This window comes from Nocardioides sp. NPDC006303, assembly GCF_040613175.1.
In the GTDB taxonomy this organism is placed as follows: Bacteria; Actinomycetota; Actinomycetes; order Propionibacteriales; family Nocardioidaceae; genus Nocardioides.
The window spans coordinates 50370-70245 of record NZ_JBEXRR010000030.1 but is presented as its reverse complement, the minus strand read 5'-3'; the positions used below and the strand labels follow the sequence as shown (position 1 = coordinate 70245).

Genomic DNA, 19876 nt, shown 5'->3' with positions numbered 1-19876 from the left:
ACCTCATCGGGAGGTGAGGCAATCCGGCCGACCCCATCGGGCTTCTCGGTTCCAGATCTTCTGGGCGACCAAGAAGGCCTGAGCCTTCTCTGGATCAGCACGTACGCCACAGCCGCTCCGTTCCCGGAGCGGCTGTGGTGCGTTAACGGCGCGGCGAGAGCGGTCTCGTTGCATAATCGTCGGGACTCCCACAGAAGGACTGACAAACCCAGATGCCCCAGGTCGAACTGCGCGTTCCCGCAGAAGGTGCTTACGTCTCCGTGCTGCGTACGACGACCGCCGCGCTCGCCGCGCGGCTCGACTTCACGCTCGAGGACATCGAGGACCTGCGGATGGCGGTCAGCGAGGCCGCGGCGATCTGTCTGGAGTGTGCCGCGGAGGCTGCTGACCTGGACGTCGTCTTCGACCTGGGCGAGGACACCATCGGAGTCACCGTGACCACGACCTGCGATGCCGTGGCGGAGATCGACGAGGAGAGCTTCGCCTGGCAGGTGCTCACCACGCTGGCCAGGGAGGTCACCGCCACCCCGGACGGTGATCAGCTCAGGATCTCCCTGGTCGCGGGAGCGACCCCGCTTGGAGCCGCGCGCTGACATGGCGCAGGAGACGATTCGGTCGTCGAGGTCCAGGAGCTCCAGCGAGGTGGACGACGCCCGCGCACGCTCCCGCGAGCTCTTCAGGACCCTCGCCGGGCCAGACCTGACCGACCCAGAACGGACCCGCGTTCGCGACGAGCTGGTCCACCTGAACATGGCGCTGGTCGAATACTGCGCCTCCCAGTTCTACGGCCGCGGCGAGCCGCACGAGGACCTCGTCCAGGTCGGCGTCGTCGGCCTCCTCAACGCCGTGGACCGCTATGACCTCTCTCGCGACGTGGAGTTCTCGACGTACGCCGTGCCCACGATCCTCGGCGAGATCAAGCGCTACTTCCGCGACAGCCGGTGGGCCGTCAGCGTCCCGCGGCGCCTTCGCGACCTGCAGCAGAACCTTCGCGACGCCACCGCCGAGCTCTCCCAGGAGCTCGGCCGCTCCCCCACGGCCCGCGACCTCGCCACCCGGCTCGGGGTCAGCCTGGAGACCGTCGTCGAGGGCCTGGAGTCCAGCAATGCGTACGCAGCACTGTCCCTCGACTCCGAGAGCGACGAGACCTCACCGATGCTCGACTCGCTGACCGCCCACGACCTGCGCCTGGACGACGTCGAGGTGCGGGAGTCGATCAAGCCGGTGCTCGACAGCCTCTCCGCCCACGAGAAGCAGGTGCTGATGCTGAAGTTCTTCCGCAACAAGACTCAGACCGAGATCGCCGCCGAGCTCGGGGTCTCCCAGATGCAGGTCTCCCGGCTGCTGAACCGTTCGCTCCTCCAGCTCCGCAAGGCGCTGGAGGAGGACTAGGGCGCGTCGTCGGGCGACACGCCCGGGCGCTCCTCGAGCGCGGCGATGCTCGGCGGCGCGAAGATGCCGACGAGGGCGACGACCGCGACCAGGGCCAGGCCGCCCGCGATCGCGAGGTCTTCTCGCAGGTTCCAGGCCAGACCGAGCACGATCAGCTGGACGAGCACCAACGGCGCGCGCGCCCACGACTCCAGTCGCCAGAACATGGCGACACACCAGCCGATGCCGGCGGCGCAGAGCAGGAAGAACAGGCCGCCCGCGATCGCGGTCGTGAGCGAGGCGGCGTCGGGGATGCGTACGAACTCCAGCGCTCCCCACACCAGCATCGCCGCGGTCTCGACACCTGCGGCGATCACGGTCAGCAGGAGGGTCCAGGGGCGATGCGGCGCGGTCACCTCAGCAGCCTAGAACCATCGCCAAGCGTCAGAAAATCCGCAGTAGCATACACCACGGGATTTGCGGGTAACTCACCGCGTTACCGAATTGTCTAGCCCCAGGAAGACTGAGTGTTACGGTCCGGTGACGAACCAGACACTGGTTAGGGGTTGTTTCGGCGTCCATTTCTTGGAACTCTAGAGACCAGCACGCACGTGAAGACATTCACACATCCCCGCCACGTGCCGACTCGCAGGGTCTCGAACCACCAGGGCCTTGCCCATCCTACGTCAGAAAGAGGGTCTACCCAGCCATGGATTGGCGCCACCGTTCGGCTTGTCTCGATGAAGACCCGGAACTGTTCTTCCCCATCGGAAACACCGGTCCGGCCATCCTCCAGATCGAGGAAGCCAAGCAGGTCTGCCGGCGTTGCGACGTCCGGGAGCAGTGTCTTCAGTGGGCTCTTGAGGCCGGTCAGGACCACGGCGTGTGGGGTGGACTGAGCGAGGACGAGCGTCGTGCGCTGAAGCGCCGCAACGCCCGCTCCCGTGTCCGCACCGCCGTCTGACCAAGCCCTAGAGGCCATCAACCCCTAACGATCCACCTAGAGCTCCAACGGCAGCTCGACCGCAGCTCTCGCCCCATGGCCATCAGGCCGGGGCCCCAACGAGAGCCGGCCCCCGAGCTCGCCTTCGACGAGAGTCTTCACGATCGACAACCCCAAGTTTGTCGATGTGTCGAGACTGAACCCGTCGGGTAGTCCATGACCGTCGTCCTCGATGGTCACCTGGAGATGCCCGGCGGGTTGCTGTCGTACGGACATCACGATCTTGCCGGTCTCGGGATCGCCCGGACCGTTGCCGCGGTAGCCGTGCTCGACTGCGTTCTGCAGCAGCTCGGTGACGACCATCGCCATCGGCGTGGCAACCTCCGAGGGCAGCGATCCGAACGAGCCCTCCCGGCGCACCCGCACCGCGACGCCGACCGAGCTGACCTCTCCGACCATGGAGGCGAGCCGGTCGGCGATCTCGTCGAACTCGACGGTCTCCTCGACGGCCTGCTGCGAGAGGATCTCGTGGACCAGTGCAATGGATCCGACACGCCGTACGGCCTCGTTCAGCGCATCTTGGGCGACACCGGAGTCGACCCGGCGCGACTGCATCCGGAGCAGCGCGGCCACGGTTTGTAGGTTGTTCTTCACTCGATGGTGGATCTCGCGGATCGTCGCGTCCTTGGTGACGAGCTCACGATCGCGCCGACGCAGGTCGGTGACGTCGCGCAGCAGCACCAGCGCACCGATCGCCTCGCCACGTGGCCGCAGCGGGATCGAGCGCATGATGATCGCCATCACCCCGGTGTCGATCTCGGTGTCGCGGTGCGCCCGACCACCGAGGACAGCGCTCAGCGTCTCCTCGTCGGGGCGCTTGCGCGGCGGCACCAGGGCGCGGGTCATCCCCGCCAGGGACTGGCCGGCGAGGTCGCCGGAGAGCCCCAGCCTGCGGAAGACGGAGAGCGCGTTGGGGCTGGCGTAGTCGACAACGCCGTCGGCATCCACCCGCACGAACCCGTCCCCCACCCGAGGGGTGTCGGTGTGGTCGCTGCGCTGGCCCACCGCCGGGAAGTAGCCGTTGGCGACCATCTGGGTCAGGTCATTGGCGGTCTGCAGGTAGGAGAGCTCGAGCTTCGAGGGCGTGCGTACGCCGAGCAGGTTGGTGTTGCGGCTCAGCACCGCGATGATGCGGCCTGCGCGGCGTACGGGGATGGTCTCGACCCGCACCGGGAGGTCGTCGCGCCACTCCGGGTCGCCCTCACGGACGAGCCGGCCGGCGTCGACGGCGTCGTCGAGGGTGGCGTGTCGCCCCTTCGGCACGAACATACCGACGATGTCGTCGACGTAGGCCGTGGGACCGGTCGTGGGACGCATCTGACCGGCCGCCCAGAAGCCGTTCCCGGACTTGTCCGGAAGCCACAGCACCAGGTCGGCGAAGGAGAGGTCGGCCAGGATCTGCCAGTCGGCCATGAGCAGCTGAAGCCACTCGACATCATCGCTGTCGAGTTCGGTATGGCTCTGCGCGAGCTCACTCAGGGTGGGCACGCGGACAGCGTAGATGTAGACCTTGGTAGGGCATTGCGCGGGTCGGTGGTCGGCGCGTGGCCGGGTTTGGCAGGATGTTCCCCATGTCGGAGGCGTACTGGCGAGAGGTTCATTCAACCGGCCTCGCCGTACCCACCGACCGGCCGCTGGGTGACCTCACCATCGAGCTCACCCGGATGCTCGGCGACCCGGATCCAGATGTACGTAGCGGGCTGGCCGTGCCGGCCCTGTCGACGTGGATCCAGCGCGGTGTCTACGACGACCTGCTCGGGGGTCTGGGCGACGGCATGGCGGCCGGCCTCGTGGTCGGTCTCGGCGACTCCGGCAACAACGGCGTCTTCCGCCGGGCCTCCTCGGTCGAGGCCCTGGCCCAGTGCATCGCCCGCGACAACGCCCGCTCGCTGGTGCGCGCGGAGAAGGTGCTGGAGTGGGGCGACCGGATCGCCACCTGGCTGCTGCGCGAGCGCGACCTGCGTGCCTTCGTCCCCGAGCGTGGCTGGGCGCACGCGGTCGCCCGCGGCGCCGACGCGCTCGGCACCCTGGCCGCTTCCGAGCACCTCGGCAAGCCCGAGCTGACGGTGATCCTCGACGTGGTCGCCGACCGGGTGCTCGCCCGCGGCGACACCATCTACGCTCACGGCGAGCCCGACCGGCTGGCGGCGGCCACGATGTCCGTGCTGCGCCGCAACCTGGTCCCGCTCAACATCATGGAGCCGTGGATCAACCGGATCGTCACCGTCGCCACCGCCACCCCGGAGACGCCCGACCGCGACCCGTTCCTGCTCACCGGCAACGCCGAGGCGTTCCTGCGGGCCCTCTACATCCAGCTCGCGCTCAGCAACGACATCCCGCAGATCCGCGGCGACCTGCTCCTGGTCGTCGTCGCGGCGCTGAAGAAGTCGAACGCCACCTACCTGACCTGACGGCCGGTCGAGATTCGCCCTCCCGCGCCTGGGTTTGAGAGACTGTCCCGAGGCCCCTCGGGGTCTACGTACCCCAATGGAGGAGATCAACATGGGCAAGACTGGCCGCAAGCGCCGCGCGCGCCGCAAGAAGGGCGCGAACCACGGCAAGCGCCCCAACGCCTGACCGCTGTCCCTCTTCAAGGGTCAGAGCTGTCAAGACGTAAGAGCCCCAGCCAATCGGCTGGGGCTCTCGTCGTGTCTGCGGCCGGTTCAGGACCTGGTGCGGAGCTCCTGGATCTGAACCATGATCTTCGCGCGCAGGTCGCCCGGGGCGACCTCGGTGCACGAGCGTGCCACGACCGCCTTGACGATGCGCTGCTGGTCGTACGTCTCCAGGCAGGGGTTGCAGCTCTGCAGGTGGAGCTTGACCTGGTCGGCATCCGCCGCGGTGAGCTCGTTGTCGATCAGGAAGACGATCTGCTCGAGGAAGTCCGCGCAGTCGGTCGGTGACGCGTCATGTTTGTGGGCACTCATGACGCACCTCCACGAGCGCCGGTGAGGTCGTTGGTGCGGACGTAGTCCGAGAGAAGATCGCGCAGCTGGCGCCGGCCGCGGTGAAGCCGCGACATCACGGTGCCGATCGGGGTTTCCATGATCTCGGCGATCTCCTTGTAGGCGAATCCCTCGACGTCGGCGAGGTAGACAGCGAGCCGGAACTCCTCCGGGAGGCGCTGCAGCGCGTCCTTCACCTGAGAGTCGGGCAGGTGCTCGAGCGCCTCCATCTCCGCGGACTTCAGACCGGTCGAGCTGTGCGACTCGGCCCGCGCCAGCTGCCAGTCCTCGACGTCCTCGGACATCGACTGCTGCGGCTGGCGCTGCTTCTTGCGGTAGGTGTTGATGAAGGTGTTCGTGAGGATGCGGTAGAGCCAGGCCTTCAGGTTGGTGCCGGGCTTGAACTGGTGGAAGGAGGAGTAGGCCTTGGCGAAGGTCTCCTGCACCAGGTCTTCCGCATCGGACGGGTTGCGGGTCATCCGCATCGCCGCCGAGTAGAGCTGGTCGAGGAAGGGCAGAGCGTCCCGCTCGAAGCGCAGCGCGCGCTCCTCGGGAGTCTCGGTGGCCAGGTCGACGACCTCATCCGTCTCAATGTTGTCGCTCATCACGTCCCAGGGTACGCGCGCGACCATCGGGGCGCTCATCGGCGACATATTCGCCACCGGGCGTTCGAGCAGAATGGTCATGTTGCATGAACGCCGCGACGGCCGCCAAACATTCCCCGCTGTCCGAGGACCCGGCCGACCGCTGCGTCAGGACGTCTGCAGGACGAACATGCTCCACGACGCCGGCGGCAGCTCGGCCTCGAGCGCGCTGCCCACGACCTTCGCCGAGTCGTACGCCTTCGGCACCACCCGGTCGGGATCCTCCATGCTGTTCACCGCGAACAGGTCCTCGCCACCCAGGACCGTCGCCTCGACCAGCTCCACGTGGCCGAAGTAGCGCACGTCGGTGGAGAAGGCCATGGCCTCCGACGGGTGCCGGTTGACGACGAACACCGCCACGCGGCTGTTCTCCGGATCGTGGGTCGCCACGGCGTCGAGGACGGAGACGTCACCGTGCTTGGCGGTCGCCATCGTCGGAGCGACCACCCGCGGCTCGAGCACCTCGCCCTGCGCGAACCGGGCAGTCAGCGAGAACGGGTGGAAGATCGACTGCCGCCACACCGGCCCGCCGGGCTCGCTCCTGATCGAGCCGATGGTGTTGACCAGCTGGGCCTGACAGGCGGCGGTCACCCGGTCGCTGTGCTTGAGCAGCGTGATGAGCAGAGAGCCGACGACGACGGCGTCGAGCGCTGTGTACGCGTCCTCACTGAGCCGAGGGGCGGAGGTCCACTCCTCCGACATGCCCTCCTGCTGGAACTTCTTCAGGTACCAGACGTTCCACTCGTCGAAGGAGATGTTGATCCGTTTCGGTGAGGAGAGCTTCGCCCCGATGTGGTCGGCGGTCGCGACGACCTCCCGGATGAAGAGGTCCATGTCGACCGACGAGGCGAGGAAGCTTGCGACGTCGTCGCCCTCGAGCTCGTAATAGGCGTGCGCCGAGACGAAGTCGACCACGTCGTAGGTGTGCTCGAGCACCGTCGCCTCCCAGGCGCCGAAGGTCGGCATCGACCGACCTGAGCTGCCGCAGGCGACCAGCTCGAGGTCGGCGTCGTACTGACGCATGCCGCTGGCCACCTCCTTGGCCAGACGGCCGTACTCCTCGGCCGTCTTGTGGCCCAGCTGCCAGGGGCCGTCCATCTCGTTGCCAAGACACCACATCCGGATGCCGTACGGCTCGACGGCGCCGTGCGCGACACGACGCTCGGACAGCTCGGTTCCGCTGGGGTGGTTGGCGTACTCGAGCAGCTCGAGTGCCTCCGGCAGGCCGCGGGTGCCCAGGTTGACCGCCATGATGGGCTCGATAGCGGCCTTCCTCGCCCAGGTCATGAACTCGTCGAGACCGAACGCGTTGGTCTCGATGGTCCGCCACGCCGGGTCCAGGCGGGTCGGCCGCTGGTCGCGCGGCCCCACTCCGTCCTCCCACTTGTAGCCGGAGACGAAGTTGCCCCCGGGATAGCGAACGGCGGTCACCCCGAGCTCGCGTACGAGATCCAGTACGTCCCCTCGCAGGCCGTCGCCGTCCGCCGTCGGATGCCCCGGCTCGAAGATGCCGCCGTAGACACAGCGCCCCATGTGCTCTACGAACGACCCGAAGATCCTCCTGTTGACGGGGGCGACGGTGAACGCCGGATCGATCGTCAGCTTGCCGTTTTCCATGGGTTCCTCTCTCTTGTCCGGGGCAGCGGCGACAGCAGCTACTCGAGCTCGTTCTCCAGATCGGCCTGCGCCTGGTCCAGCGCCTCCTTGGCCGGGACACCGTCCCCGAAGATCTGGTTGTACGTACTGGTCGTGAACACCTCGTCGACCTTGGGCAGGTTCGGGTCCTCGAAGGACTCGAAGTGGCCGATGTCGCCCTTGACCTCGTTGAGCACGTCGAAGAGGTTGGTCCGGAAGTACTTGTTGAACTTGTTCTCCGGGTTGTGGGTGACCTCCTTGTCCTCCCACACCGACATGTTCACCGGGTCGAAGCCGAGCTCCTCCCAGACGGCGACGTTGGCCTCCGGCGACAGCTTCGCGAACGCGAGCCACTCCGTGGCGAACTCCTTGTCCGGGGAGCTGTCGATCACCGCAGTGCCGGTGCCGCCGCCACCGATCGTGGCGACCTCACCACCCTCGATGACCGGTGCCGGTGCGATCGCGATGTCGCCGGCCAGGTCGGGCATGTAGTCGACGAACCGGGAGGTGTACCAGGCCGGGTAGACGATGGCCGCGTAGTCGCCGTTGTTGATGGGACCGAAGGCCTCCTCGATGTCCGGGCTGCCACCCGGGATGGTCGAGAGCGCTCCGGCCTTCTGCATCTCCTGCAGCAGCTCGATCGCCTCCACGACCTCCGGGCTGTTCACGGTGACGTTGCCGTCCTCGTCGAACAGGTTGCCGCCGAGCTGCGCCATGACCAGCGGCTGCACGATGTTGGTGTCGGTGCTGGCGACGCCGAACGCCTTGCCGGTCGCCTTGTTGTACTTGGCGCCCGCCGCCTTGAAGTCGTCCCAGGTCTCGATGGTCGTGTAGTCGACCCCGGCCTTCTCCAGCAACGGGACGTTGTAGAAGGCCACCTGAGCTCCGACGTGGGTCGGGAAGCCGAGCTGCTTCCCCTCCCGGGCGTACAGGTCCATCCGGGCCTGCACGATGTCGTCCTGGTACGGCTCGGCGGCCTCGGACAGGTCGGCGAGCGGCGTACGCCCGTCCTCGGTGACGAAGTTGGAGAACTTGTTCACCTCGATGTCCACGACGTCCGGGAGCCCCTTGCCGGAGTTCACGGCCAGCTGGAGCTTGTTGTGCATCTCGTCGTACGGGAAGACCGTGACGTCGAGCTTGATCTCCTTGTCGGGGTTCTTCTCGTTCCACTCCTCGGCCATCGCCTCGTAGTAGGTGCCGTGCAGCTCGGCGAACACCCACATGTCGATGCTGGTGCGGCCCTCGGCGTCAGGTCCGCCTTCGTCCTCGGAGCCGCCGCAGGCGCTCAGCGCGAGCGTCGCGGCGAGTCCTGCGGCGAGGAGGGAGGTGATTCTCCGCTTTGTCGTCATGGTTCTCTCCATCTGTGAGGTTGTGCAAGGGGTCACCCCTTGAGCGCCCCGGCCGTCATCCCAGCGACGAAGAACCGCTGGAACAGCAGGAACAGCACCAGGACGGGAAGGAGCGAGAACAAAGATCCGATGATGAGAAGCTCGTAGTTGTTCTCATGCGGGGTGAGCAGGGTGTTGAGCCCGATCGGAAGGGTGAACTTCGACTCCGAGCGCAGCACCAGCAGCGGCCAGAGGAAGTTGTTCCAGATGATCATCCCGTTGAGGATGGCCATCGCCGCGAACGCCGGTTTCGCCACCGGCACCACGATCTTGAAGAAGATGCCGAACTCCGTGGCGCCGTCCATGCGGCCCGCCTCGAGCAGGTCCTTCGGGATGCCGAGGAAGTACTGCCGGAAGTAGAAGATCGTCACCGAAGCGGCCAGGAACGGCAGCACGATCACCGAGTAGGAGTCGGCCAGGCCGACGTCGTTCACCAGCACGTACAGCGGGAGCATCATGATCTCGAACGGCACGGCCATGAGCAGCAGCACTGCGATGAACAGCGCGGTCTTGCCCTTGAAGTCGTAGACCGCGAAGCCGTACGCCACGAACGAGCTGACCAACAGCGTCCCGGCCACCTGCACGACGGTGAGCAGGATCGAGTTGGCGAACCAGCGGAAGTACGGCCCGGAGTCGGTGAAGAGCATCACGTAGTTGTCCAGCGACAGCGACCCGAGGTCGATGTCGAAGGAGAGTCCCCGCCGGATGACGTCGTTGCCGTCCTGGAACGTCGCCACGAACATGATCAGCAGCGGAGCGAGCACGACAAGGGTCAGCACCAGCAGGAAGATCGTCATCAGGAGCGCGGTCTGGACCGAGCCGTGGAGCCAGTACGGCAGCTGGACCCTCGTACGTGGAGTCGGCTCGGCGCTCATCGCGCGCTCTCCTTCTTGAAGGTTCCGCTGAGCGTGAGGAATGTCAGGTTGATGGTCATGATGACCACGAGGAGCACGACACCGACCGCGGAGGCGAAGCCAGGATCGTTCTGCTCGATCCCCCGCCGGTAGAGGTAGCCGACCACCGTGAGCCCCTGGTCATTGGGCGAGGCGTTGCCGCGGTAGAGCATGAAGCTCTCCAGGAACATCGCCAGACCGCCGTACACGCTGATGGTGGTGACGTAGACGATGGTCGGCTTCAGGTTGGGCAGGGTGATGTGAAAGAACTGCTGCAGCTTGCTGGCGCCGTCGATCGTCGCCGCCTCGTAGTACTCCTCCGGGATGGCCTGCATGCCGGCGAGGAAGTAGAGGATGTTGACCCCGGTCCAGCGCCACATCGCCAGCGTCAGCAGGGCGATCAGCCCGCCGGTGTCGATGCGAAGCCACCGAACCGGGTCGATCCCGAACACCCCGACGATCTGGTTCATCAGACCGGTGCCGGTCTCGGCGAACATCAGCCGGAAGATGATCCCGGCGACGACAACAGAGGTCAGCGCCGGCACGAACATCGAGGCCTTGAAGACCGCCTTGACGCGCTCACTGCCGATCTTGGAGTTGATGAGCGCGGCCAGCACCAGCGGGATCGGGATCAGGAGCGCGATGGTCAGCACCATGTAGCGGGCACTGTTGAACATCGCCTTCCAGAAGAGCCGGTCCTCCCAGAGCCGCTGGTAGTTGTCCAGACCGATGAAGGCGGCCTGTCCGAACACCACCTCTTGCGTGCTCATGAGGAACGTACGCGCGAGCGGGAGGAGCCAGAAGGCGAGCAGCGTGATCACGAACGGCGCGATGAAGAGGTAGGGCGCTGCCCTCTGCGAGTACAGCAGCCGCCGGAGAACGACCATCTGAAGGCTCCTCTTCGCTGAGGTATCCCACCGGCGTGGGCGAACCGCCGATTTACGACGATGCACGCCTCTCACCAGCGGGTTTACCACGTGGTAATCAGCGCATATCCTTGTCCTGCGCTCAGACCCTGTCAAGACCCGAACGTGACATTCGCCACACGGAGTGGCGGAAGGGCAGGCGAGGGCCAGCGCAAAATACCGATGTAGGCTGCCCCCGAACCGGGGGCACGAGGGAACACGAGGCGACGATGGCTGTGACGATGCGCGAAGTCGCGGCCATTGCCCGCGTCTCGCCCAAGACCGTGTCCAACGTGGTGAACGATCATCCGAACGTGCACCCGGACACGCGTGCCCGCGTGCAGCAGGCGATCGCCGAGCTCGGCTACCGGCCGAACCATTCCGCGCGCGGCCTGCGCTCCGGCCGCACCGGCGTCATCGGGCTGGCGGTGCCGGAGCTGAGGCAGGCCTACTTCGCTGAGCTGGCCGATGCCGTCATCGCGGCTGCGGCCAAGCGCGGACTGAGCGTCATCGTCGGACAGCTCGGAGGCGACCGCGAGCACGAGATCGAGCTCCTCACCCACGGGCTCCCCCAGACCGACGGCCTGCTCTTCAGCCCCGAGCGACTCGGCACCGAGGACCGCGACCTGTTGGCGTACGTCGACTTCCCGCTGGTCATGCTCGGAGAGTGGATCTTCGGCGGGCCCACCGACCACGTGACGATGCACAACGTCAGTGCGGCCCGCGCAGCCGTCGAGCACCTGATCTCTCTGGGGCGCCGGCGGATCGCCGTCATCGGCGCCCATCCGGACGACGAGACCCGGGTGATGGGGCCTTCGAACCTGAGGATCCAGGGCTACCGGGAAGCTCTGGCGGCTGCCGGTATCGAGCACGATCCCCGACTCGAGCGCGTCGTCGCGCCCTGGCATCCGGAGGACGGCGCCGACGCGGCGCGGCAGCTGATCGAGTCGGGGCTGGAGTTCGACGCCATCTTCACCCTGACCGACTCGCTGGCCCTGGGTGCGCTCCGAGCTCTCGGTGAAGCGGGGCGCGTCGTGCCCGCCGATGTGGCCGTGATCGGCTACGACAACATCACCATCAGCCACCTCACCATCCCCTCGCTCTCCAGCATCGACCCCGGCCGCGCGGAGATCGCCGAGACGGCGGTCAGCATGCTCGTCGAGCGCATCGAGTGGGGCGCAGGGTCATCGCGGCCGCCACGGCTGCACAAGGCTGCCTTCGACGTCATCGTGCGGGAGTCCTCCGGCGGGACCGCCTCCGGGACACCGGCGACTACTTTGCCCAAGTCCGGCGCGACGGCTCAGACGCTCAACAGTTGAGCCACGAGAAGGGCTCCTTCCCGACCTCCACCCGGTTGCCGAGCCTGCCGACCTCAGCGACCTCGATCTCCACCATGTCGCCGGGCTGAAGGCTGAAGCCCATGTCGGGGACGATCCCGGTGCCCGTCGCCAGCGCCGCGCCGTCGGGAAAGTCGTTGGCGGCGAACAGGTGGTCGACGAGCTGCTGGATCGGACGTACGAGCTGGCTGGACGATGTCTCCGCCGCGACGACCTCGTGGTCACCGCGGCGGACCACCAGGGTGATGGCGAGGCCGGTGGCGTCAGGGACCTCCCACACGGGCCTGATGCCTGCCGCGAGCGCTGCTGCCCCTGCGTACACCTTGGCCTGGGGCAGGTAGAGCGGGTTCTCGCCCTCGATCGAGCGGGAGCTCATGTCGTTGCAGACCGTGTAGCCGATGATCTCGCCGTGGGCGTTGATCACGACGGCAAGCTCCGGCTCAGGAACGTCGTGGCCGGAGTCGGCCCGGATGCCGACCGGCTCGCCGTCGGTGACCAGACGCCAGGCCGGCGCCTTCAGGAACAGCTCGGGCCGCTGCGCGGAGTAGACCTTGTCGTAGACCGACTGCTCGGCGCTCTCCTCCATCCGGGCGCTGCGCGAGCGGGCATAGGTGACGCCCGCGCACCACAGCTCGGCCCGCCCGTCCAGCGGAGCGAGCAGGCGTACGGACGAGACCGGGACCGGCGCCGCGGAGGCGGACTCCACGGTGGCTCGCAGCTCCTCCAGCGGCATCGCGAGGAGATCCGCCATGGATACGACGCCGCTCACCGGGGTGATCGAGTCGCCCCTGCGTACGCCGACCTGCGGGCCGTTCCCGCTGTCGTATCGGACAAGGTGCATCGGCTGCTCCTCAGTGGTTGTCGCGTGGGGTGCCCTTGGTCTGCGCCACGCGCTGATACTTCACCGCAGGCTCCAGGACCATGCCGTCGGCGAGCTGGCCGACCATGGACCGCTGGATCTCCTGCCACGGGGTCTGCGACTCCGGCACGGGGAACTCCCCGAGCGCCTCGCGCCGCTCGGCCAGCTCCTCGTCCGAGACCAGCATGTCCGCCCTTCCCGTGGTGAGGTCGATCCGGACACGATCGTCGGTACGCAGCAGCGCCAGGCCTCCTCCGGCGGCGGCCTCGGGCGAGGCGTTGAGGATCGAGGGCGACCCTGACGTACCGGACTGGCGACCGTCGCCCACGCACGGCAGCGAGTGCACACCCCGCTCGATGAGTGCGGCGGGAGGCTGCATGTTGACGACCTCGGCCGAGCCGGGATAGCCGATCGGGCCGACACCTCGGATGAACAGGATGCACCCCTCGTCGATCTCGAGCGAGGTGTCTTCGATGCGGGCGTGGTAGTCCTCGGGCCCTTCGAAGACGATCGCGCGCCCCTCGAACGTGTTCGGGTGCTCGGGGTCCGAGAGGTAGCGTTCCCGGAACTCGTCCGAGATCACGCTGGTCTTCATGATCGCGCTGTCGAACAGGTTCCCCGTCATCACGATGAAGCCGGCCTGCTCCACGAGCGGGTTGTCGAAGCCGCGGATCACCTCGGCGTCCTCGCTCACCGTGTCGCGGCAATTCTCGCCGATGGTCCGTCCGTTGACGGTGAGCGCATCCTCGTGGATCAGGCCGTGACGCATCAGCTCGTGGACGACGGCCGGCACCCCACCCGCGCGGTGGAACTCCTCGCCGAGGAACCTGCCGGCGGGCTGCATGTCGACCAGGAGCGGGATCCGATGCCCGACCGTCTCCCACTCCTCGATGCCGAGGTCGACCCCGATGTGCCTGGCGATCGCGTTGATGTGGACCGGAGCGTTGGTGGAGCCTCCGATCGCCGAGTTCACGACGATCGCGTTCTCGAACGCATCCCTGGTCAGGACGTCGGACGGCTTGAGGTCCTCGTGCACCATCTCGACGATGCGCCTGCCCGTCAGATAGGCCACCCGACCGCGATCACGGTGCGGAGCCGGGATCGCGGCGGAGCCGGGCAGGCTCATCCCGAGGGTCTCGGCGAGGCTGTTCATCGTGGCGGCGGTGCCCATGGTGTTGCAGTGGCCGGGCGAGGGCGCAGAGGATGCGATCAGCTCGGTGAACTCCGCCTCGTCGATCTCCCCCGCCGCGAGCATCTCGCGTGCCTTCCAGATGATCGTGCCCGAGCCGATGCGCTCGCCCTTGAGCCAGCCGTTGAGCATCGGTCCGCCCGAGAGCACGATCGCCGGGATGTTCACCGTGGCCGCCGCCATCACGCACGCCGGCGTGGTCTTGTCGCACCCCGTGGTCAGCACCACCCCGTCGAGGGGATATCCGTAGAGGATCTCCACCAGACCGAGGTAGGCGAGGTTGCGGTCCAGCGCCGCCGTCGGCCGCTTCCCCATCTCATGGATCGGGTGCACCGGGAACTCGAACGCGATCCCACCCATCTCCCGGATCCCGTCGCGTACGCGCTGCGCCAGCCCGAGGTGGTGCCGGTTGCAGGGCGACAGGTCCGATCCGGTCTGCGCGATGCCGATCACCGGCTTGCCCGACTGGAGCTCCTCGCGCGTCACGCCCCAATTCATGTAGCGCTCGATGTAGAGCGCCGTCATCGGGGGATTGGCCGGGTTGTCGAACCAGTCCCGGCTGCGCAGGCGAGGGGCGTTTACCACGTTGTAAAACCTAGCGCCGCCACGCATGGCCCGCCCTGAAATCGCCCAGATCCGGCTAGACGATGACCTCGCGGACCAGCCACTCCAGGGTGGACTCGATCAGGATCGCGTCGGCGTCGGCCTGCGTGATCGGGCCACGTTTGCCGACGACGAGAGAATGGTCCGCCCCCGGGATCGGGGTGACCTCGATCCCCTCCGGGAACTCCTCGGGCTTGCCGAACCTGTCCCGAGTGCCCTGCAGGACCAGCGTCGGCACCCTGGACTCCAAGAGCTCGTAGGCACGCGAGATGCCCGGCTTGGCGATCGGGTGCAGCGGGAAGGCCAGGCACAGCGCCCCCGCGGCGCCGAACCCGCGTGCCGTACGGACCGCCGAGCGGGCCCCGGCGGAGCGGCCTCCGACCACGAGCGGGGTGCGCACCCGCATCCAGTTGGCGGCCAGGGTCAGGGCCGCGTCGAGGGACTTGGGCGGCGTGGCCACCGGCTTCCCCTTGACCCGCCAGGGCTGCTCGAAGCGGACCACGGTGATGCCCTGGGCCGGCAGCGCGTCGTTGAGCGCCATCAGGTCGTGGGTGTCGATGCCGTTGCCGGCGCCGTGGGAGAGCAGCAGGGTCGCCTGTGGTCGCCGCGCCCGGCGGGTGTAGAGCCGCCCCTGTCCGTAGGGCGTGTCGATCATCTGCGTCGTGGTTCCACCCATGTCATCCCCAGGCTTCCTCGATCGGCAGCGGCTCGACGAGCTCGCGGCCGTTGTTGCGTACGTTGCTCACCAGCGTCGAGACCGGGTAGGCCTCCAGTCGGCCGGGCGCCGCCGGGGTCAGCAGATCCAGATCGCCCGGACGGGTCGGGTCGAGCCACTGGTCCCAGCGCTCACGTTCCACCATGAGCGGCATCCGGTCGTGGATCCGCCCCAGGGAGTCCTCCGCCTCGGTGGTGATCACCGTGCAGCTCCACAGCCACCGGCTGGGGTCGTCCTCGGCCTTGGCGGGGTCGGGCCAGAGCTCGTAGAGCCCGGCCATCGCCAGCACTCCCCCGTCCTTGGGGGTGATGAAGTAGGGCTGCTTACGGGCCCGTCCTTTTCCACTCAGCCCTTTCGCGTCCTTGGCCTCGGTGGCGTACCACTCGAAGTAGCCGTCGGCCGGCAACAGGCAGCGGCGCTTGGCGAAGGCCCGGCGATAGGCAGGCTTCTCGCCCACCGTCTCCATCCGGGCGTTGATCATCCGGTTGCCGATCTTGACGTCCTTGGCCCACGACGGGACCAGGCCCCAACGTACGGAACGGAGCTGGCGCTCGGTGGGCGCGTCGTCCTCTCGCGGCGGGCGCTCGACGACGGCATAGACATCGTTGGTCGGGGCTACGTTGTAGCTCTCGGTGAGCGGCTCCTGCAGGCGCAGCTCATCGATCTCGAACTCCTCGGCCAGCTCGTCGGGTTGGCGGCTGGACGCGTAACGACCGCACATACGTTCACCTTAGCGCCGGGTGCCGGTGGTGTTCGGAGGTATTTCTAGGCTCCGCGGGCGAGCTCGTCGAGCAGGATGCCCGCTGACCGGTCGTTGTCCGGGAGTCCCTCGATCCAGATCCGGTCGGCGCTGTGCTCGACCATCCGCTTGAGGAGCCCGAGCCGTTTGACCAGCGTCTCGTCACGCGGGGCGACCACGACCATCCGGCTGTGGCCGACCTGTCCGACGGCAGCCGCGGTCGCGAAGACGGTGCGAGCGGTCTGACCGAGCAGCGACATCCGGCGAGCGGTGGCGATGCTGTCGGTCTTCCCGCCGGGGGCGCCCGGGAGGTGGGCGTCGGTGACGACCAGCGCGTGGCTGCGCGCCGTGGCCTCCCGGTAGAGGTCCGAGATGCGTTCGCGCAGGTGCGCGAGGGTGGCGAGGCCGGTGAGCGGGTCGGCGCAGGAGATGGTGTGCAGGTAGCCCAGCGTCGCCTCGCTCCAGGCGACGGACAGCGCGTGCACCTCGCCGAAGGCCGGGTCGCGATCCTCCATGGCCTGGGTGGTCATCCGAAGGTCCTCGAGACACTCTCCGAGGGACACGCCTGACTCGGCGAGGTCGTGGCCGGCGACCCAGCAGGCCTCGGCGACGTAGCTGCTGCGCTCGGCGAGCGCCTCCGCGACGGCCTCGAACCGCGGCGGGAGTGCCGCACGCTGCTCGTCGGAGAGCTCTCTGAATTCAGGCGAGGTGGATGCAGGCGCACGCCGACCTCGGGAGAACAGCCGCACAACTCACCTCTTTCCTCGTGTTTCCTGGCGTTGGTGTCGTTCCTCGTCCGAAGTTGCTGGGTCATGGATACAGTGGTGCCCGCGCAGATCTACCGCGTGCCCACATGGACTTGACGTACGAAATCGGCGACCATGACGCGGTAGCGACCCACATTTTCTGGGTTTCGCGAAACTTGTTGTCAGATCCGGGGAGGGGGCGTGACGTGCGGGCTTCCGCGGTCGTTAGCACAGCGCATGTCTCCCGTTGGCGCAACCCGCGTCATACCTCCGTCCTTCTAACGTCTCTGGTGCTGTGAGCGAATCGACCCCCACCTCTCTACCTACCCTCGACGCCCCTGGCGACGCCGAGCTGATCACCGCTGTCCGCGGCGGTGACCTGGATGCGTACGGGACGCTGTTCGAGCGCCATGTCGAGGCCGCCCGCCGCCTGGCCCGCCAACTGGTGTCGCCCGGCGACGCCGACGACCTGGTCTCCGAGGCGTTCGCCAAGGTGCTCAACGTGCTGCAGAGGGGCGGCGGCCCGGACCTGGCGTTCCGCGCCTACCTGCTGACGTCGCTGCGCCGGCTCCACGTGGACAAGATCCGCGCCGCCTCGAAGCTGACCACCACCGACGACCTGACCCCGTTCGACCCGGGCGTGCCGTTCGAGGACACCGCCGTGTCGGGCTTCGACAACCAGGCCGCCGCGAAGGCGTTCCAGCAGCTTCCGGAGCGCTGGCAGCAGGTGCTGTGGCACACCGAGGTCGAGGGCCAGAAGCCGGCCGAGATCGCGCCGATGCTCGGCATGTCGGCCAACTCGGTCTCCGCGCTCGCCTACCGGGCTCGCGAGGGCCTCAAGCAGGCGTTCATCTCGATGCACGCGCAGGACGCCGGCGAGGAGGCCTGCGCCACCACGCGCGCCAACCTGGGTGCCTACATCCGCAACGGCCTGTCCAAGCGTGACTCGACGAAGGTCGACGACCACCTGCAGGACTGCCGTCCGTGCACCGCGATCTACCTCGAGCTCACCGAGGTCAACTCCGGGATGGGCGCTTGGCTCGCTCCGGCTCTGCTCGGCGCCGCGGGCGCGGGCTACCTCGCCGTCGGAAGTGGCGTCGCCGCCAAGGGTGGCGTGGTGCTCTTCTTCGGGCGGGTCAGGGACTGGGTGCTGGGCGATCCCGTGGGACGTACGGTCGGTGCGGGTGCCGGTGTCGCGGCTGCAGCGGCCGTGGCCGCGGGGCTCGCGCTCACCGGCGGTGACCCGGCCCCGAAGGTGCCGGCCGCTGACGAGCCTGCCGCCGAGGCGCCGGCCGACCCTGCTCCTGCCGACCCGGCCGACCCGGCCGCACCTCCCGCTGACAATCCTGCGGCGCCGCCGGCAGCGGCGCCTCCCGCCGACCGGCCGGCCGACCAGCCCGCTGACACGGCTCCTGCCCAGACGCAGCAGGCGCCGGTCATCAGCCAACCGCTGTCGACCGTGAACGGGCAGCCCGGCGGCAAGACCGTCATCGACCTGACCGAGGGAGCCACGGACGCCAATGGCGACCCGCTCTCGGTCAAGGAGGCCACCGTCGCCTCCCCCGCCCACGGCACCGTCACCATCGGCGGCACCTCGTCCCCGGGCGGTAGGGGCGGCAGCGTCAGCGGCGCGATCTTCGGCGGTCTGCGGATGGCCGACGAGCCCGTCACCACCGTGACCTACCAGGCCGACATCGGCTGGCGAGGCACCGACACCATCGAGTACGTCCTCACCGACGGCAACGGCGGCGAGGTCGCCGGCACCGTCGACGTGACCACGCCCAACGCCGACCCCGACGCCGTCAACGACACGGCCACGGCGACGGTGACCGGCGGCAACGGCAACGGCCAGGGCAACAACGGGAACGGCAACGGCAACCAGCCGGGGACCGCCAAGACCACCGTCGACGTGCTCGCCAACGACGCCGACGACAACGGCGACACCCTCGAGCTGGTCGAGATCGTCGAGAAGCCCGCGCACGGCACGGCCGAGATCATCGACGGCAAGGTCGTCTACACGATGACCGCCGGCTACGACGGAGCCGGCGACACCTTCACCTATCGAATCTCGGATGGCCACGGCGGCAAGGACGTCGGTGCTGTGGAGGTGACCTTCGAGCAAGCTCCGAAGAACGACCCAAAAGTCGGGGTTAGCCACCGTCACGAATCGGGCGTGGGCGGTGTCTTCGTCATTCCCGGCGTCTCCGACCTGCACGCGTACGAGGACGTCGTCGTCTCCGTCGACGGCCTCCCCGAGCCTGCCGAGGGCCAGTCGACGACGCTCCGGATCGCCATGACCGGCGTGGCGTCGCCCTACTTCGGACCTGGTTTCGCCTGGTCGGCCTGCGGTGCTCCCGCCACCATGATGCCGGTGAACGGGACTGTCACCCACGAGTGCACGCTCTCCGGTGACGGCGAGGCCGCTCACTTCGCCTTCATCCCGCAGTCGGGCGCGACGTGGACCTTCGAGGCGAGCATCGAGCCCACCGGCTACGAGGACGGCGACACCACCAACAACACCGCCTCGACCAGCGGCACCGCCGCCCCGGAGCCGACGCCGACTCCGACACCCACCCCGACGCCGACTCCGAGCGAGACGCCGGACGTGCCGCAGGTGCCGACGCCGCCGACGACTCCCGACGTACCGCAGGTGCCGACGCCGCCCACGACTCCCGATGTGCCGCAGGTGCCGACACCGTCCTCGGACGTTCCCAGCGTCCCGGGCAGTGCCAGCGGCAGCCCCTCGCTGCCCGAGGACCCTGAAGTGCCCAGCGCCAGCCCAAGCGCGACGCCCGAGGTGGAGCGCGGCGCCGCAACGGGCGGCCTGACCTGGAAGGGTTTCCTGAAGGCGCTCGGGATCGAGTGATTTCATCCCCGGTGACCGACGGCCGCCTCTGCTCGCGG

The 19876-nt window shown here is 68.0% G+C and carries 19 protein-coding genes; 6 read left to right on the top strand and 13 right to left on the bottom strand.

Annotation, left to right across the window (positions count from 1 at the left end):
- The first annotated feature begins 212 nt into the window (after positions 1–212).
- Positions 213–593 carry an anti-sigma factor gene (locus ABZY89_RS20955; RefSeq protein ID WP_355230280.1) on the top strand — a complete coding sequence of 127 codons (381 nt, stop codon included), beginning with the start codon at positions 213–215 and terminating at the stop codon, positions 591–593.
- A 49-nt stretch (positions 594–642) separates the two neighbouring features.
- Positions 643–1392, top strand: a complete 750-nt coding sequence (locus ABZY89_RS20950; protein WP_355230278.1) for a SigB/SigF/SigG family RNA polymerase sigma factor — start codon at positions 643–645, stop codon at positions 1390–1392.
- Here ABZY89_RS20950 and ABZY89_RS20945 read toward each other — a convergent pair.
- Complete coding sequence (locus tag ABZY89_RS20945) at positions 1389–1787, bottom strand: hypothetical protein (RefSeq protein ID WP_355230276.1); 399 nt, start codon at positions 1785–1787, stop codon at positions 1389–1391. The two genes, ABZY89_RS20950 and ABZY89_RS20945, sit on opposite strands and share 4 nt — an antisense overlap.
- Positions 1788–2080: 293 nt before the next feature.
- Between ABZY89_RS20945 and ABZY89_RS20940 the strand changes: the two genes are divergently transcribed.
- On the top strand, positions 2081–2335 hold the full coding sequence (locus tag ABZY89_RS20940; RefSeq protein WP_008362075.1) for a WhiB family transcriptional regulator: 255 nt from the start codon (positions 2081–2083) through the stop codon (positions 2333–2335).
- 36 nt (positions 2336–2371) lie between these two features.
- Here ABZY89_RS20940 and ABZY89_RS20935 read toward each other — a convergent pair whose 3' ends face one another.
- Entirely contained in the window at positions 2372–3862 is a 1491-nt protein-coding gene (locus ABZY89_RS20935; RefSeq protein ID WP_355230274.1) for a histidine kinase N-terminal domain-containing protein, read from the bottom strand.
- A gap of 83 nt (positions 3863–3945) precedes the next feature.
- Here ABZY89_RS20935 and ABZY89_RS20930 point away from each other — a divergent pair, with 83 nt between their 5' ends.
- Positions 3946–4785 carry a DUF2785 domain-containing protein gene (locus tag ABZY89_RS20930; protein WP_160027663.1) on the top strand — a complete coding sequence of 280 codons (840 nt, stop codon included), beginning with the start codon at positions 3946–3948 and terminating at the stop codon, positions 4783–4785.
- A 252-nt stretch (positions 4786–5037) separates the two neighbouring features.
- On the opposite strand, the gene rsrA is transcribed toward ABZY89_RS20930, so the two are convergent.
- The 6 genes from rsrA to ABZY89_RS20900 all read right to left on the bottom strand — a co-directional run bounded on the left by rsrA (position 5038) and on the right by ABZY89_RS20900 (position 10766).
- Positions 5038–5301 carry a mycothiol system anti-sigma-R factor gene (gene rsrA, locus ABZY89_RS20925; RefSeq protein WP_355019184.1) on the bottom strand — a complete coding sequence of 88 codons (264 nt, stop codon included), beginning with the start codon at positions 5299–5301 and terminating at the stop codon, positions 5038–5040.
- Positions 5298–5924, bottom strand: a complete 627-nt coding sequence (locus ABZY89_RS20920) for a sigma-70 family RNA polymerase sigma factor (protein ID WP_350717151.1) — start codon at positions 5922–5924, stop codon at positions 5298–5300. The genes rsrA and ABZY89_RS20920 overlap by 4 nt, the downstream gene beginning before the upstream one ends.
- Before the next feature lie 147 nt (positions 5925–6071).
- A complete protein-coding gene (locus tag ABZY89_RS20915; protein ID WP_355230272.1) occupies positions 6072–7580 on the bottom strand; it encodes an alpha-N-arabinofuranosidase in 1509 nt (502 codons plus the stop codon).
- Between the two features lie 38 nt (positions 7581–7618).
- Positions 7619–8947, bottom strand: coding sequence for an extracellular solute-binding protein (locus ABZY89_RS20910; protein ID WP_355230270.1), 1329 nt, complete (start codon positions 8945–8947; stop codon positions 7619–7621).
- A gap of 32 nt (positions 8948–8979) precedes the next feature.
- Positions 8980–9861 (bottom strand): carbohydrate ABC transporter permease, encoded by an 882-nt coding sequence (locus ABZY89_RS20905; RefSeq protein WP_355230269.1) that lies wholly within the window; start codon positions 9859–9861, stop codon positions 8980–8982.
- Positions 9858–10766, bottom strand: coding sequence for a sugar ABC transporter permease (locus tag ABZY89_RS20900; RefSeq protein ID WP_355230267.1), 909 nt, complete (start codon positions 10764–10766; stop codon positions 9858–9860). Before ABZY89_RS20900 ends, ABZY89_RS20905 begins: the two co-directional genes overlap by 4 nt.
- 248 nt (positions 10767–11014) lie before the next feature.
- Here ABZY89_RS20900 and ABZY89_RS20895 point away from each other — a divergent pair, with 248 nt between their 5' ends.
- Positions 11015–12103: a LacI family DNA-binding transcriptional regulator gene (locus ABZY89_RS20895; protein ID WP_355230265.1), complete on the top strand. Its 1089-nt coding sequence runs from the start codon at positions 11015–11017 to the stop codon at positions 12101–12103.
- Here the strand turns inward: ABZY89_RS20895 and ABZY89_RS20890 are convergent.
- From ABZY89_RS20890 to ABZY89_RS20870, 5 genes are read right to left on the bottom strand one after another with little or no spacing between them, the layout of a single operon-like run.
- Entirely contained in the window at positions 12093–12962 is an 870-nt protein-coding gene (locus ABZY89_RS20890) for a fumarylacetoacetate hydrolase family protein (protein WP_355230263.1), read from the bottom strand. The genes ABZY89_RS20895 and ABZY89_RS20890 overlap by 11 nt on opposite strands.
- A gap of 10 nt (positions 12963–12972) precedes the next feature.
- Positions 12973–14754 (bottom strand): IlvD/Edd family dehydratase, encoded by a 1782-nt coding sequence (locus ABZY89_RS20885; RefSeq protein ID WP_355230261.1) that lies wholly within the window; start codon positions 14752–14754, stop codon positions 12973–12975.
- Between the two features lie 55 nt (positions 14755–14809).
- Positions 14810–15448: an alpha/beta family hydrolase gene (locus ABZY89_RS20880; protein WP_355230259.1), complete on the bottom strand. Its 639-nt coding sequence runs from the start codon at positions 15446–15448 to the stop codon at positions 14810–14812.
- Position 15449: 1 nt separating this feature from the next.
- Positions 15450–16208, bottom strand: a complete 759-nt coding sequence (locus ABZY89_RS20875; RefSeq protein ID WP_355230258.1) for an SOS response-associated peptidase — start codon at positions 16206–16208, stop codon at positions 15450–15452.
- Between the two features lie 44 nt (positions 16209–16252).
- Complete coding sequence (locus ABZY89_RS20870) at positions 16253–16975, bottom strand: hypothetical protein (RefSeq protein WP_355230256.1); 723 nt, start codon at positions 16973–16975, stop codon at positions 16253–16255.
- Positions 16976–17267: 292 nt separating this feature from the next.
- Here ABZY89_RS20870 and ABZY89_RS20865 point away from each other — a divergent pair, with 292 nt between their 5' ends.
- A complete protein-coding gene (locus ABZY89_RS20865) occupies positions 17268–19838 on the top strand; it encodes a sigma-70 family RNA polymerase sigma factor (RefSeq protein WP_355230254.1) in 2571 nt (856 codons plus the stop codon).
- The last annotated feature ends 38 nt before the right edge of the window (positions 19839–19876 follow it).

Bases quoted from the DNA above. Each gene is read 5' to 3' on its own strand.
- ABZY89_RS20875 (WP_355230258.1), bottom strand. From the start codon at position 16,208: ATGTGCGGTCGTTACGCGTCCAGCCGCCAACCCGACGAGCTGGCCGAG.
- ABZY89_RS20915 (WP_355230272.1), bottom strand. From the start codon at position 7,580: ATGGAAAACGGCAAGCTGACGATCGATCCGGCGTTCACCGTCGCCCCC.
- ABZY89_RS20880 (WP_355230259.1), bottom strand. From the start codon at position 15,448: ATGGGTGGAACCACGACGCAGATGATCGACACGCCCTACGGACAGGGG.
- ABZY89_RS20895 (WP_355230265.1), top strand. From the start codon at position 11,015: ATGGCTGTGACGATGCGCGAAGTCGCGGCCATTGCCCGCGTCTCGCCC.
- ABZY89_RS20940 (WP_008362075.1), top strand. From the start codon at position 2,081: ATGGATTGGCGCCACCGTTCGGCTTGTCTCGATGAAGACCCGGAACTG.
- ABZY89_RS20890 (WP_355230263.1), bottom strand. From the start codon at position 12,962: ATGCACCTTGTCCGATACGACAGCGGGAACGGCCCGCAGGTCGGCGTA.
- ABZY89_RS20930 (WP_160027663.1), top strand. From the start codon at position 3,946: ATGTCGGAGGCGTACTGGCGAGAGGTTCATTCAACCGGCCTCGCCGTA.
- ABZY89_RS20955 (WP_355230280.1), top strand. From the start codon at position 213: ATGCCCCAGGTCGAACTGCGCGTTCCCGCAGAAGGTGCTTACGTCTCC.
- ABZY89_RS20905 (WP_355230269.1), bottom strand. From the start codon at position 9,861: ATGAGCGCCGAGCCGACTCCACGTACGAGGGTCCAGCTGCCGTACTGG.
- ABZY89_RS20920 (WP_350717151.1), bottom strand. From the start codon at position 5,924: ATGAGCGACAACATTGAGACGGATGAGGTCGTCGACCTGGCCACCGAG.
- ABZY89_RS20900 (WP_355230267.1), bottom strand. From the start codon at position 10,766: ATGGTCGTTCTCCGGCGGCTGCTGTACTCGCAGAGGGCAGCGCCCTAC.
- ABZY89_RS20910 (WP_355230270.1), bottom strand. From the start codon at position 8,947: ATGACGACAAAGCGGAGAATCACCTCCCTCCTCGCCGCAGGACTCGCC.
- rsrA (WP_355019184.1), bottom strand. From the start codon at position 5,301: ATGAGTGCCCACAAACATGACGCGTCACCGACCGACTGCGCGGACTTC.